At 33.8% G+C, this 15088-nt stretch carries 12 protein-coding genes; 10 read left to right on the top strand and 2 right to left on the bottom strand.

Annotated elements, in window-relative coordinates:
• Nucleotides 1-43 precede the first annotated feature (43 nt).
• Both gldB and gldC read left to right on the top strand, forming a co-directional pair.
• Nucleotides 44-1003 carry a gliding motility lipoprotein GldB gene (gene gldB, locus FS85_RS0101695; RefSeq protein WP_010134243.1) on the top strand — a complete coding sequence of 320 codons (960 nt, stop codon included), beginning with the start codon at nt 44-46 and terminating at the stop codon, nt 1001-1003.
• 57 nt (nt 1004-1060) lie between these two features.
• Nucleotides 1061-1411 carry a gliding motility protein GldC gene (gene gldC / locus FS85_RS0101690; RefSeq protein ID WP_029489189.1) on the top strand — a complete coding sequence of 117 codons (351 nt, stop codon included), beginning with the start codon at nt 1061-1063 and terminating at the stop codon, nt 1409-1411.
• 76 nt (nt 1412-1487) lie between these two features.
• Here gldC and recA read toward each other — a convergent pair whose 3' ends face one another.
• Together recA and FS85_RS0101680 are read right to left on the bottom strand one after the other, a co-directional pair.
• Complete coding sequence (gene recA / locus FS85_RS0101685) at nt 1488-2501, bottom strand: recombinase RecA (protein ID WP_010134241.1); 1014 nt, start codon at nt 2499-2501, stop codon at nt 1488-1490.
• A 281-nt stretch (nt 2502-2782) separates the two neighbouring features.
• Entirely contained in the window at nt 2783-5098 is a 2316-nt protein-coding gene (locus FS85_RS0101680; protein ID WP_010134240.1) for a TonB-dependent receptor, read from the bottom strand.
• Between the two features lie 114 nt (nt 5099-5212).
• On the opposite strand from FS85_RS0101680, the gene FS85_RS0101675 reads away from it, so the two are divergent.
• The 8 genes from FS85_RS0101675 (at nt 5213) to FS85_RS0101640 (ending at nt 15083) form a co-directional block, all read left to right on the top strand.
• A complete protein-coding gene (locus FS85_RS0101675) occupies nt 5213-5881 on the top strand; it encodes a metal-dependent transcriptional regulator (protein ID WP_010134239.1) in 669 nt (222 codons plus the stop codon).
• A gap of 5 nt (nt 5882-5886) precedes the next feature.
• Entirely contained in the window at nt 5887-6801 is a 915-nt protein-coding gene (locus FS85_RS0101670) for a metal ABC transporter solute-binding protein, Zn/Mn family (protein ID WP_010134238.1), read from the top strand.
• An 18-nt stretch (nt 6802-6819) separates the two neighbouring features.
• Complete coding sequence (locus FS85_RS0101665; RefSeq protein WP_010134236.1) at nt 6820-7557, top strand: metal ABC transporter ATP-binding protein; 738 nt, start codon at nt 6820-6822, stop codon at nt 7555-7557.
• Nucleotides 7558-7571: 14 nt separating this feature from the next.
• A complete protein-coding gene (locus tag FS85_RS0101660) occupies nt 7572-8684 on the top strand; it encodes a metal ABC transporter permease (RefSeq protein ID WP_010134233.1) in 1113 nt (370 codons plus the stop codon).
• Nucleotides 8678-9838, top strand: coding sequence for a metal ABC transporter permease (locus tag FS85_RS0101655; protein ID WP_029489187.1), 1161 nt, complete (start codon nt 8678-8680; stop codon nt 9836-9838). Before FS85_RS0101660 ends, FS85_RS0101655 begins: the two co-directional genes overlap by 7 nt.
• 75 nt (nt 9839-9913) lie before the next feature.
• Entirely contained in the window at nt 9914-10351 is a 438-nt protein-coding gene (locus FS85_RS0101650) for a hypothetical protein (RefSeq protein WP_010134231.1), read from the top strand.
• A gap of 70 nt (nt 10352-10421) precedes the next feature.
• Nucleotides 10422-13523 (top strand): UvrD-helicase domain-containing protein, encoded by a 3102-nt coding sequence (locus FS85_RS0101645; RefSeq protein ID WP_010134230.1) that lies wholly within the window; start codon nt 10422-10424, stop codon nt 13521-13523.
• Nucleotides 13524-13655: 132 nt separating this feature from the next.
• Nucleotides 13656-15083, top strand: coding sequence for an OmpA family protein (locus FS85_RS0101640; protein ID WP_050809597.1), 1428 nt, complete (start codon nt 13656-13658; stop codon nt 15081-15083).
• Nucleotides 15084-15088 lie beyond the last annotated feature (5 nt).

The following is a 15088-nucleotide window of genomic DNA, read 5'->3' as shown; positions in this document are numbered from 1 at the left end:
TTTGTTGCGAGTTACACAAATTTACTTAAAAATCTGGTACTGTATGAAAAAATGGATGTGTCTATTGTTGGTTAGTTTTCTGCTATATGGCTGTAATTCTACCTCAAAAAAAGAAGAAAAAATCAGCAAAGTAGCTATTGATGTTTCGTTTGATTTATTTCACAATGCACTTTTTACAGCAACTCCAAAAGATTTACCAAAATTAAAAAAAGAATATCCATACATGTTTCCTGTGCAAATGCCCGATAGTGTTGTTGTTAATAGAATGCAAGACTCTATACAGCAATTTTTGTACAAAGAAGTAAGAAAAGTATATGGAGATTTTGCATCACAAAAAAAAGAGTTGAAAAACTTGTTTCAGCATATAAAATTTTATCAAAAAGACTTTGTTTTGCCTACAGTGGTTACAGATCTTACAGGGGTTTCTTATCAAGATCGTGTGTTGTATGCCAATAACTTGTTGCTGATATCGTTGGATATGTTCTTAGGCAAAGAACACGAAATTTATCAAGGTTTTGCCTCGTATTTGGCAGAGAGTTTTACTCCCAAGCATTTGACAAGTCAGGTAGCAAAAACAATAATTGATCGTCAATTATTGTTTGATAGAAATCGTACTTTTTTAGGGAAGATGGTTTTTGAAGGTAAAAAAATGTACCTGTTGGATTTGTATTTGCCACATGTTACGAATGGTATAAAGATGGGTTATACTGCCAAAAAAATGCAGTGGGCTATAGAAAATGAAGCAGCTGTTTGGAGTTATTTTATTAAAAATGATTTGTTGTATAGTAACAGCTCAGACTTAAAAGAACGGTTTATAGATACAGCTCCGTTTTCTAAATTTTATACTACTGCCGATATGGATTCTTCAGGGCAAATAGGGGTGTACATGGGGTGGCAAATTGTAAAAGCTTTTATGGAAAACAACTCAGTTTCTGTTCAAGAAATGATAAAAATGGATGCTCAGGAAATTTTAAACTTATCTAAATTTAAACCCAGAAAGTAGTTAGTGTGTACTCCGTTGGTATTGCCTATCTTTGCACAAGACAAAAACAAAATTAAGATGGCAGTAGCACATAAATCTAAAATAGAATTTGAAATAGGCTTAGATGAAAACAAGGTTCCTGAAAGCATAGAATGGTCTGCAACCGGTGGTGGTGTAACCAAAGACCGTGCAAAGGCAACGTTGATTAGTGTTTGGGATAGCAAAGACAAGGAAACTTTGTATTTGCCTTTGTGGGTAAAAAAAATGCCTGTAGATGAAATGAAAGTATTTTTTCATCAAACTTTGGTACAAATGGCAGATACGTTTGAAAGAGCTACGAATGATGAAAAGATGTCTGCAACCATGCGTGATTTTTGTGATTATTTTGCAGAAAAATTAGAGTTAGAAGACAAATCAAAAAAAGCTTAATTTTTGAAAGCTAAGGGATAAAAAAAACAGGCTGTATCAAAAAAAGATACAGCCTGTTTTTTGAGTTGAAGTTTTTTTATTCTTCAGGATTTTTAATCGCTTCAATAATTTTAGCTTCTAATTCTTCGGCCAATTCAGGATTGTCTTTAATTAGGCTTTTTACAGCATCTCTACCCTGTCCTAATTTTGTGTCTCCGTAGCTAAACCAAGAACCACTTTTTTTAATGATTCCGTAGTTTACACCAATGTCTAAAATTTCACCTACTTTAGAAATTCCTTCTCCATACATAATGTCAAATTCTGCTTGTTGAAATGGTGGAGCGACTTTGTTTTTTACAATTTTAACTTTGGTAGAGTTTCCTATTACGGTATCTCCGTCTTTTAATTGAGTTCTTCTTCTAATATCAACACGAACCGAAGCGTAGAATTTTAGTGCATTACCTCCTGTTGTTGTTTCGGGGTTTCCGAACATAACTCCAATTTTATCACGCAATTGGTTGATAAAAATAACCGTACACTTGGTTTTGCTAATAGTTCCTGTCAATTTTCGTAGAGCTTGTGACATCAAACGCGCATGCAATCCCATTTTAGAGTCTCCCATTTCTCCTTCAATTTCACTTTTAGGAGTTAAGGCAGCAACAGAGTCAATCACAATAATATCTATAGCTCCAGAACGAATTAAGTTTTCAGCAATTTCCAAAGCCTGTTCTCCGTGGTCAGGTTGCGATATAATTAAATTGTCTATATCCACTCCTAAGTTTTCTGCGTAAAAACGATCAAAAGCATGTTCTGCATCAATAAAAGCAGCAATTCCTCCTGCCTTTTGTGCTTCGGCAATAGCATGAATCGTTAAGGTGGTTTTACCCGAAGATTCAGGTCCATAAATTTCAATAATTCGTCCCTTAGGATAGCCTCCTACGCCCAACGCCAAATCTAGTCCTAAAGAACCCGAAGAGATAACTTCTACATCTTGTGCAGCCATGTCTCCCATTTTCATCACAGCTCCTTTTCCGTAAGTTTTATCCAATTTATCTAGGGTAAGCTGCAAGGCTTTTAATTTGTCATCCTTTTCGTTTTTCTCTTTTGCCATAATGATTTGTTATAGTATTTTGATATCTGCTAAAATACGAATTTATCAAGCTTAAAAAATAAAATGATGTGTTTTTCCTATTTGTAAATAGTAGCTGTTTATTTTTCTTAAGGTTTTTTTAAGTGTTTGATTATTAGTTTTTTGTTGGGTTTTTAGTTTCAGTGCTTTTAATTCCTTTTTTTTAATTCAGTAAGTGTGCATGTGTACAGCGCATATTGTGTGCTAAAAAGAAAAAGTGAATTAACAATTCGTAAAATTTAGGGAATAAAAGTGTTTGGCTACTACAATCCAAATTTGCAACCCACAAAAACGGTTCTTGGACGTTGAGGTCCGTAGATATAGCTAACGTCTCTATCTACACCTTGGTCAAAATCGCTTTGATATGCATTAAAAATATTTTGAATTCCAGCTGAAACCTCTAAATAAGTATGTTGATGATTGCTTAGGTAAAACTGATAAGAAGATTTCCAATTCAGTTCAAAAAAGCTGGGTGATTTTTCTAATTTATCATTAGAAATAAATCCAGCTAGGTGTTGTACATGCATAGGGCTCGTAAAAACTCCAGAAACGTTGTTTTGAAATTCTTTAATAGGAGCATGTGTAATCACAAAATTAGCATAGAAATTAGGGGTTTTGTTAAATTCTCTTGTAGCTTGATCTTGTTCTTCTTCAGACCAAGCAACTTTTTCATCGTACAAAGCACGCTGAATGGTGGCACCTGCCTGAGCTAGCCATTTTTTGTTGGGAGCGTATTTTGTTTCAATGTTTAGTCCGTATACTTTAGCTCCAGAAGAATTGCTTCGAATCCATTCAAAAATTTTAGAACCTGGAGCAGTCTCAGGGCCTTGTTCCAAAGCAAAAGCATCGTTTAGTTGGGTGTAAAAGGCTTCGGTTACTAATGAAAAATCACCTTCACTTAATTCTTTTGACCAGTCTAACGAAGTTAACAGACTGTGCGAAGTTTCCGACTTTAAATCATCGTCATTTCTAATTCTACTAATTTCTCCTGCTGCTAAAGAGGCATGTACATCTTCTCCGTAGATCTGAGGAGCTCTAAAGCCTTTGGCATAACTAAATCGCCAACGTAAATTTTCATGAATGTTGTATAGAATATTGGCTCTAGGGTTTAGTATAATGTTTTCCTTAACCAAATTGTGTTTGTCAGCTCTTAATCCTCCTAAAATTCTTAAGTTGTTGTTTACAACCCACTCTTGTTGTGCGTATACTCCTATTAAATGTGTTGTTTGTAAAATAGGTTCAAAATCAGGGTTTTCTTTTCGGTCGTCAATGTCATTGTATTTGTATTCAATCCCCCCTGTAAAAGTTCCTGTGTTGTTTAAAAACTGATCAAACTTATGTGCGTATTGTGCACCAGTTACAAAAGTAATATCTTCTGAATTTCCATAGCCTTCAATACTTTCATCAATGTTGCTTTCGGTTGCTTGGTTTCCTGCCAGTCCTCCATAAAAGTTTTTGTTTTTAGAAAAAGAAGTTGATGCATATACAGAATAATTGTCTTTTTTAGAAGGGGTTAAGTATTCGTAAGTTAACCCTCCAGACACAATGGTAGATTCTATTTGTTCAGTAACATCCGATAAAAAAGGCAGTAGGTTCAATTGGTTACCACCTCTTCTAAACTCGTTATTCGCATTAAATTCTGCTGTTATTTTTTTTCTGTCGTTAGGTCTGGTAAAAGCCTTTAGGCCAAAAGAAGTGTTTTCTAGTTGTGTGATTTCAGTAAAACCATCGTTGTCATAATCAAACGCCTCTCTAGCTCTTTTCATCCCAAACAATGCAATTCCCGTATCTAAATTTTTGTTGATGACAGTTCCGTTAAATAGCAATGTTTTGTCTTCTGATTTTCCATCAATCAGTGCCAAATTAGTTCCTATGCTAAAGCTATTTTCCAAAGGGTCTTTGGTAATAATGTTGATGGTTCCTGCAATGGCATTGGATCCGTACAAAGCAGAACCTCCACCACGTACAACTTCTATTTGTTTGATGATATTTGCTGGAATTTGATCCAATCCGTAAACACTGTTAAGAGCACTAAAAATAGGTCGACTGTCAATTAAAATTTGACTGTAAGAGCCATTTAGTCCATTCATCTTTACTTCTGATGTTCCACAATTTTGACAGTTGGTTTCCATTCTTAAGCCTGGTTGAAAATTCAGCCCTTCAGATAGGCTAATTGCTTGGGTAGCCTCCAAAACTTTGGCATCGGTCACGGTAACAATTACCGGGGCTTTTTTTCTGTCTAGATAACCTCTAGTAGCAGTTACTACAACTTTGTTTAGTCCTAAAATATCTTCTTTTAGTTCTATGTTTTTAACTAAGGTTTGATCTTCTTTTAATACAACAGATAGTTCTAAGGTTTTGTAACCAATTGCCGAAATTTCTAAAGTCTTGGTACCAGGAGAAGTAGCAATAGCAAATGTTCCATCTATTTCGGTACCAGTAGTCAGGTTGTTTTCTTTAATATTAACAGTTGCCAAAACAGGTATGCCATTACTTTCTACCTTACCTGTTAGTTTGCTTTTTTGTGCGTATACGGTATAACAGCATAGAGATATGAGGATGGCTATTAGAGTTTTCATTATAATAGTTTTTTGAATAATTTATTTGTTTTATGCAAATCTATATATTTTTTTTAGACTTGTCTAAAAAAAATTTTAAACAAAACTGTTGTATTAATTTATATATTTGCAATAATGAAATTTGATTTGTCACAAACAGAAGAGAATTACCTAAAGGCTATTTATAGCTTGTTTGTTGTAAGTAACAAAGCGGTAAGTACCAATAAAATTGCAGAAAAGCTAGCTACTAAAGCTTCTTCTGTAACTGATATGGTAAAAAAATTATCAGAAAAAGAATTGGTGAATTATGTAAAATATCAAGGAGTTTCGTTAACTGAAAACGGTAGAGAAATTGCCATACATGTAATTAGAAAACACAGATTGTGGGAAGTGTTTTTGGTTCGTCACTTAGGATTTCAATGGGACGAAGTTCACGAAGTAGCTGAACAGTTAGAGCATGTAAAGTCTGTGAAGTTGACCAATAGCTTGGATGCTTTTTTAGATTTTCCTAGATACGATCCGCATGGGGATCCCATTCCAGATAAAGAAGGGAATTTTGCCAAACGAGATGTCGCTGTACTGTCTTCCTTAAAAATTGGTCAGGAAAGTAAAATTGTGGGAATTAAAGATAGTTCTAGTGAGTTTTTAAAATATTTAGACAAAGTAGAAATCAAGCTTGGAGCGGCTATTAAAGTATTGCATAAAGAAAGTTTTGACAATTCTATGATGTTGTGGATAGATAAAAAACAAATTTCTATTTCTCAGCAAATAGCAAGCAATTTATATGTGAAACAACAAGATTAAAAAAAATGAAAAAAATAGTTCTATTAGGGTTGTTAAGTGTGATGTTTGTATCCTGTAATACTCCTAAAAAACAAAAACATAAAAAATTTACAATAGTTTGTACCACTACTATGATTACCGATTTGGTAAAAATATTAGGAGGTGATGCAGTGGAGGTACAAGGAATGATGGGGGCAGGAGTAGATCCTCATTTGTACAAAGCATCTGCAGGAGATTTAAAGAAATTGACAGATGCAGATGTAATTGTGTACAACGGATTGCATTTAGAAGGAAAGCTGGTAGATGTATTTGATAAAATGAATCAAATAGGTAAAAAAACGATTGCTGTTGGTAGCTTATTGCCTAAGGAAAAAATCATTCATTCTCAAATGTTTGCCAGTGCTCACGATCCGCATATTTGGTTTTCTATAGATAACTGGAAAATGATTGCAGAGCAATTGGTAAAAAAGTTAAGCGACATCAATCCTGAAAATTCAGACATCTATGAAAAAAATGGAAAGGAATATGTACAAGAGTTGCAGGCTTTAAAACAAGAAATTGCAAAAAGCATTGCAGTGTTGTCCAAAGAAAAAAGAATTTTAGTAACAGCTCATGATGCTTTTTCATATTTCGGTAAAGAATTTGATTTTGAAGTGGTAGGGTTGCAAGGTTTGTCAACAGCAACAGAGGCTGGAGTAAAAGATGTACAACGTATTTCTGATTTTATCATTAGGCATCAAATAAAAGCTGTTTTTATAGAAAGTTCGGTTCCTAAAAGAACGGTTAAAGCTTTGCAAGCAGCTGTCAAATCAAAAGGACAAGAAGTAAATATAGGAGGAGAGTTGTTTTCTGATGCTTTAGGAAATCCATCAGAAAAAACAGGAAGTTATGTGGGTATGTATCGCTACAATGTGGCTACTATCGTAAATGCTTTAAAATAAAAGCAAAATAGCAATAATATGAAACAGAAAATAGCTATAGCGGTAGATGATTTAACGGTAGCTTACAATTACAAACCTGTCTTGTGGGATATAGATTTACAGATTCCAGAAGGAGTGTTGATGGCTATTGTAGGGCCTAATGGTGCTGGTAAATCTACCTTGTTAAAATCTATATTAAACATAATAAAGCCTTTGGCTGGTTCGGTTTCTGTATACGGAAAGTCCTATAAAAAACAACGCTCTTTAGTGGCGTATGTGCCTCAAAAAGGAAGTGTAGATTGGGATTTTCCTACTACGGCTTTGGATGTGGTAATGATGGGAACGTATGGTGCTTTAGGATGGATGAAACGCCCAGGAATTAACGAAAAAAAACAAGCATTAGAAGCTTTAGAAAAAGTAGGAATGTTACCATTTCAAAACCGTCAAATTTCACAATTATCAGGTGGTCAACAACAACGTATTTTTTTAGCAAGAGCTTTGGTACAAAATGCTGCGATTTACTTTATGGATGAGCCTTTTCAAGGGGTAGATGCTACTACAGAAAAAGCGATTATTCAGATACTTAAAGAGTTAAGAAAAGCAGGAAAAACCGTAGTTGTAGTACATCACGATTTGCAAACAGTTCCTGAATATTTTGATTGGGTCACTTTTTTAAACGTTAAAAAAATTGCCACGGGTCCCGTTGCTGATATTTTTAATGACGATAACTTAACCAAGACTTACGGAATCAATTATAAAACCAGTATTGTTCAATAATTAAAAATAAAACAATGGAGCAATATTTAGAGTTGTTATTCAAAGACTATACTTTGCAAATTATTACAGTGGGTACAGCTGTACTAGGGGCACTGTGTGGTGTGTTAGGAAGTTTTGCTGTGTTGCGTAAGCAAAGCTTGTTAGGAGATGCTATTTCTCATGCTTCTTTGCCAGGAATTGCCTTGGTTTTTTTAATATTAGGAGTAAAAGACAACAATGGTTTGTTGTTAGGTGCTTTGGCTAGTGGTTTGATTAGTGCTGTATTTATTAAAGGAATTATATCTAAAACACATTTAAAATCAGATACCGCTTTGGGAATTGTTTTGTCTACTTTTTTTGGATTTGGAATGTTGTTGTTAACTTATATCCAAAAACTACCCAATGCCAATCAATCGGGACTAGAAAAATATCTTTTTGGACAAGCAGCTACACTCTTAGCTAGTGATGTTTGGTTGATGGTTGCAATTACCACAATATCTGTAGCCATAGTATTGTTGTTTTGGAAAGAATTTAAAATTGTATTGTTTGATGCCGATTATACACTAACGTTGGGTTTTAATGTAAAGTGGGTAGATACGCTAATTACATCGTTGATTGTAGTAGCCATTATTATGGGCTTGCAAACAGTAGGTGTAGTGTTAATGAGTGCCATGTTGTTAGCACCCGCTGCAGCTGCAAGACAGTGGACAAATAGTTTGGCTACAATGGTGTTTTTAGCAGGTCTTTTTGGAGCAATTTCTGGTGTGGTTGGAACCGCCATTAGTGCTAGTGCAAATCATCTAGCAACAGGTCCAGTAATTGTGTTAATTGCTACTGGCTTTGTGGTGTTTTCTTTTGTGTTTTCTCCTATTCGTGGTTTGTTGTTTAAGCAAATCAAACTATGGAAAAATAGAAATGACTTAAAGTTAATGAAAACGCTTTCTTTTATGTATGAAATTGTAAAGACACACGATAATATTTCACATCCGCATAAAATTCAATTGCTAAATAATTTTCAAGGATACACCAAAAAGAGTTTAAAAAAACTACAGTCAGAAGATTTAATTTTATTGAATAAAAGCAATTGGTCTTTAACAGAAAAGGGATATCAAGTTGCAAAAAATTTATACAGTCACCAAGAATCATGAATGCACAAATAGAAATACAAATTATTTTAAGTTTGGTGGCCATTGCTTGTGCTATTCCAGGTGTTTTTTTGGTACTTAGAAAAATGTCTTTAATTAGCGATGCTATCAGTCATTCTATTTTGCCAGGAATAGTTGTGGGGTTTTTTATAACCCAAGACTTAGCTTCCCCTTTACTAATTTTAATGGCTACTCTTACTGGGGTTGTTACTGTTGTTTTGGTGGAATATATACAAAAAACAGGTTTGGTAAAAGAGGATACTGCTATTGGTTTGGTTTTTCCATCATTGTTTAGTATTGGGGTAATTTTGATTTCTAGAAATGCAGGAGATGTGCATTTAGATGTAGATGCGGTTTTGTTAGGTGAAGTCGCTTTTGCACCTTTTGACCGATGGATGTGGAATGAGACAGACATGGGGCCTAAATCTTTATGGATGATGGGGACTGTACTCTTGCTAATCCTAACTCTATTGTTGCTATTTTACAAAGAACTAAAAGTAGCTACTTTTGATGCGGGTCTAGCAGCTTCTATGGGATTTGTCCCTATGGCAATCCACTATGGGTTAATGACGGTTGCATCCATAACCACAGTAGGAGCTTTTGATGCTATTGGTGCTGTTTTAGTTGTGGCTTTTATGATTGTACCTGCAGCTTGTATTTACTTGCTAACAGACAACTTAAAAAAACTATTGATATATTCATCCGTGCTTGCGGTTGTGTGTTCTTTGGTAGGGTATTGGTTTGCATCGGTTTGGGATACGTCTATTGCAGGAACCATTGCTAGTGTATTGGGTTTGGTATTTTTTATCATTTATTTAACAGCTCCAGGCAAAGGATATTTTTCTCAGTGGTACAAAGAAAAGCAACAAAAGACAGAAGTAGCTCTGTTGGTGTTTTTGTTACATTTAGCCAATCATGATGAAGAACAAGAGCGAAATATCAACCATTTGCAAGAGCATATTAATTGGGGTGCTCAGCGAGCAAAAAAGGTTTTAAAGCTAGCCAATCAAAATAATATGATTGCTATAGAAAACGATATCATCAGCCTAACAAATAAAGGATTAGATTTTACAAAACAAGCTATTGCGTATATTTCTGATAATAAAAATTCTGAGTTAGAAGGAGTAAAACAACGTTTCTTCTTGTTTAGGGGTTGATAATTTGGTATGTTTTTTGGGATTTATTTGCTAAAACCCTTATATTTAGGTAACATCTCAAAAAAATAACAGCTTATGTCAATCGTAAATCTTTTTTTGAGTGGTACTCAAAAGAAAAACAGAGGCCACTTAGCCAATATTGTTAAAATTGCTCGTTCTGATGGAAAATTGAATCGAGATGAAATAAGACTATTAAAAAAAATAAAAGCAGATTTAAATATTAACGACCTCGCTTTTAGAAAAATAATAAGAAATCCTGAATTATATCCTATCAATCCGCCCTCTAGCTACGAAGAGCGAATAGAGCGTTTGTATGCATTAACCTATATGTTGTTGGTAGATCAAGCTTCTTTTAACTTGTCTAAAAGACTGTTAAATAAATTGGCAGTTGGAATTGGTTTTCCGTTAGATACACATGAAAAAGTAGTAGATGTGGCAGTAGAGTTAGCTCAGCAAAAAGTGGATATGGATACGTTTGTAAAAGAGGTGAAAAAAGCAAATACCAAAGGTTAAATTAATTAGTTATTTGCAGTTAATAGTAGGAGAGAATGTTTAATTTAGACATTCTCTTTTTTTATGGTTTATGAATTCTGAAAGTTTTTTTAAAGTTTACAATGCATCTGCAGGAAGTGGAAAAACATACACTTTGGTAAAGGAATATTTAAAGGTTGCTTTGCTGCGTGGAGAGTTTGAATTTCAAAAAATATTAGCCATTACTTTTACCAATAAAGCGGCAGGAGAAATGAAAGAACGTGTCTTAAATACGTTAAAACAAGCTTCTAGAAATAAAGAGAATCTCATTATTAGCGATATTGCCAAAGAAGCAAAAATTCCAGTAGCAGAAATTCAAGAAAAATCAAAAAAAGTACTAACTGCCATTTTACAGAATTATGCAAGTTTTCATATTATTACCATAGACAGTTTTACACATAAGTTGATCCGGACTTTTTCTTTAGATTTAGGCCTTCCCTTAGATTTTGAAGTAGAAATGGATGTTGACCCTATGTTAAAAGAAACCATTGATTTATTGGTTTCTAGAATAGGAGAGGATAAAGAGTTAACAGAAGTCTTGGTAAGTTATGCATTGCATCAGGTAAATGACGATAAATCGTGGAACATTACCAATGCCTTAGTAGATGTAGCAAAATTGTTGCTAAACGAAGAAAATGAGCTAGAAGTATCTAAGTTGATTAACACTAGTTTGTCTGATTTTAAAGAGTTAGAAAAACGACTTAGAAACTACTTAGGAGAAATTGAAGAAGCTTTTAAAAGTGTAGGGAGTCAGGCTTTGGATTTGATAGCGATGCATAACATTGATCCTAAATCTTTTTCAGGAGGAGATTTACCTAACTATTTTAAAAAGTTTTTAGGTAGCTGCTTGGAAAAAGAAGAATGGCCTTTGGGAACACGTTTGAAAGCCAATATGGAAAAAGGAGTATTGTATGCAAAATCTAGAACACCAGAAGAAAAAGCAGCAATAGATGCCATACAGGATGAAATTTTTAGACTCTTTAACATGTCATTAGAGTTATGTCATCAACAATTTGGACAGTATTTATTAGTTAAGAAAATTTTAAAAACCTTAGTGCCATTAACGGTACTTAGCTATATTCATAAAGAATTTACTCATTACAAAGAAGACAACAATATTCGTCTTAATGCAGAGTTCAATCAAATTATAAGCAAACAAATTAGAAATGAACCAGTGCCTTTTATATACGAACGTTTGGGAGAACGTTTTCAGTATTTTTTTATTGATGAGATGCAAGATACATCAGAGTTGCAATGGGAAAATTTAATTCCGTTAATACATAATGCTCTATCGCAGAACACAGGAGGATTGATGTTGGTAGGAGATGCCAAACAGTCCATATATCGATGGAGAGGAGGAAAAGCATCACAGTTTGTTCATTTATCAGATTCACAAGCAACCAATCAATTTTTTGTAGAAAAAGAGGTTGTCACTTTAGGAACAAATTATAGAAGCTATAGTCATGTTGTTGATTTTAATAATGAATTTTTCTCTTTTGTAGCACAATACCTACAAAACCCTGCATACAAAGAAATTTATCTTGCAGAAAAAAATCAACAAAAAAACAGCAAAGAAGGAGGTTATGTGCGTGTAGAACTTTTTGAAAGAGATGAAGATTTTGAAATGTATGAGTTTTATGGAGCTAAGATTTACAATCAAATTCTGGAAATAGAAAAAAATGGATTTCAAAAAGGAGACATTTGTGTACTAACAAGAAAGAAAAAAGACGGTGTAGCTATTGCTGATTATTTAACATCTAAAGGAGTAGAAATTATTTCTCCAGACAGTTTAATGCTAAAAAACAATCAGACAGTGCAGTTTTTAGTGTATTTGTTAAGATGGATAGAAAACTCCGAAGACAAGGAAGTGTTGATTGAGGTGTTAACTTACTTGCACAAACACTTAAACGTGTCAAAAGAAAAGCACGATTTTTTTGCTATGGGTCTAAATTTAGCTCTAGAAGAAAAAGAATTGTTTAACTATTTACAAATTTCGTTTTCTAGAGAAATCTTCTTTTCGTTGTCTTTATATGATGGCTTAGAATACATTATCAGATCTTTTATGTTAACAAATATGGTAGATGTATTTGTGCAAACCTTCTTAGATCAGGTACTAAAATTTCAAACAAAAGAAGCCGAAACTTTACAACAGTTTTTTGAGTTCTGGGATTTGAAAAAAGACAAGTTAAAAGTGGAATTGGCAACTAGTGATAATGCTGTCCAAATTATGACCATTCACAAGTCTAAAGGATTAGAATTTCCTGTGGTTTTGTTTCCTTTTGATTTGAATACGGAAGATATTGTAAGAGAACAGATTTGGTACAAAACAGAGAATACGGCAATTTTTGGTGACTTTGAGAGCTTTAGAATCAATGCTTCAAAAAAACTGGAGTATTATGGAGAAACTGGTGTAAATGAGTTAGAAAAAGTAAGTCAGAATATTCAATTAGACAACTTTAACTTATTATATGTTGCTTTAACAAGAGCCGAAGAGCAATTGTATGTGTTTTCAGATTTTAAAAAGTCCAAAACAAGAACACTAAAAAATTATTCTGATTTTTTTAGAGAGTTTATTGAAAGTAAAGGGAGTGATTTGTTTTTTGAATTGGGAGATTCAGGAAGAAAATCAAAAAAGGAAGAAGAGGAATTGTCGCTGGTTTTAGAACATTATGAAAGTGTAGATAAATCGGAAAATAATATCAAAATTGTAGAGAATTATAACAAAGAAGATTTGTCTAGAACATTTGGAACCACAATTCATAAAGCTTTCGAAAGAATAACAACTCATGATGATTTGGCTTTGGCTTTTTCATATTTAGAAACTCAAATAGTCGATAACGAATTGAGGGATAGGGCGAAAAATATCCTAAAGAGTGTAGTTTATCATCCATTGTTAGAAAAGTTTTATCAAAAGGATTTAGAAGTTTTTAATGAACAAGCTTTTTTGTCTGAAAAAGGAGAAATGCTTGTCTTGGATCGTTTGATACTTAAAAATGATAAAGCAATTATTATAGATTATAAAACAGGTAAAGTTGAAGAAAAACATAAAGATCAAATAAAGAATTATGCAACACTTTTAGTGAAAATGGGCTACAAAGTGGCAGAAACAAAAATTGTGTACTGTAATGATGAAATTCAAATTGTAACCTTGTAGTTTGTTATACTGGTTTATGCATTAGAGTTGCTAGTAAAGGGACTTTTACATTTTTATAACATAAATTTTAATGCGATAGATGTTAATTTTATATATTTGTTGCTAAAAAGAGGTTAAAATTAAAATAATAAAATGATGAAAAAATTATTGCTTATTGCTTTTGCATTACTGTGTGTAAACACATATGCGCAAGACGAAACTAGGCCTTGGGCTTTTGGAGTAGGGATAAACACTACGGATGCTTCACAACATGGAGTTACAGATCCATGGGATCAATTTAAAGATTACATAGGGCCATTTGTAGATACAAACACAGTGCCTGTTTTGAGTAGAATTTCTGTAGCACGTTACTTAAATAGAAGTTTTACTGTTGATTTTGCATTTGCATACAATCAATTAGAAAAAAAATATGGAGAATCAGAAGTTTTAGATAACTTAAACTATTTCTCTACGGATTTAGGTTTAAGATATGACCTAAACAATGTAATTGGTGAAACTGGTTGGTTCGATCCTTACGCTAAGTTAGCAATGGGAATTGTTTCTGTAGATGGTGATTGGGGGGTTCCAGCATCAGCAGCATTTGGATTTAATACTTGGTTTAACGACAAATTTGGATTAAATTTTGAAACTAGTTATAAATCTACAGCTCACTTTGCAGGAAATAGTTTCTTAGGTTTGGATGATGCAGGAAACGTAGCAGGAATTGGAAACTACCATTTCCAACACTCTATTTCTTTTGTATACAAGTTTGGAGCTAAAGATACAGACAAAGATGGAGTGCCAGACAAAGAAGATTTATGTCCTGAAACACCAGGGAAAAAAGAATTATTTGGATGTGCTGACGAAGATGGAGATGGAATTGTTGATAAAGATGATGCTTGTCCTAAGTTAGCAGGTAGCGCTAGCACTAAAGGATGTCCTGATACAGATAAGGATGGAGTAGCAGATAAAGATGATGCTTGTCCTAACGTAAAAGGATTAAAAGCTTTACAAGGTTGTCCAGATGCAGACGGAGATGGAGTAGCAGATAAAGATGATGCTTGTCCTAATGTAGCAGGAACTATGGAGACCGGAGGTTGTCCAGATGCAGACGGAGATGGAATTGCTGATAAAGACGATAAGTGTCCTAACGAAGTTGGAGTGAAAGAAAACGGAGGATGTGCTGATCCAATAGTACCTGACTTTAACGACAGTAGATATGAAAGAACAAAAGGAGAGTTGATTAAAACAGTTGAATTCAACTTTGGATCATACTCTTTCAAATTAGGAGTAAAAGATAGATTAGACGATGTTGTAGCATTGTTAGATGAAAAGAAAGTAGCTGGATTGTATGTTGAAGGACATGCAGATAGTACTGGACCTGCAGCATACAACGTTAAACTTTCTAAAGAAAGAGCTGATGCAGTTGTAGATTACTTGGTTTCTAAAGGAATTGACAAATCTAGATTGATTGTTTTAGGATTGGGAGAAACAAAACCTAAAGCTTCTAACAGCACGGCAAAAGGTAGAGCAGATAACAGAAGAGTTGAAATCTCTATCGTTGAAATGAAGAAAAAATAAATCAA

The organism is Ochrovirga pacifica, from assembly GCF_000220525.1.
GTDB classification, from domain to species: Bacteria; Bacteroidota; Bacteroidia; order Flavobacteriales; family Flavobacteriaceae; genus Ochrovirga; species Ochrovirga pacifica.
Note: the sequence above shows the minus strand (reverse complement) of the source record. Positions and strands in the feature narration are given on the sequence as shown.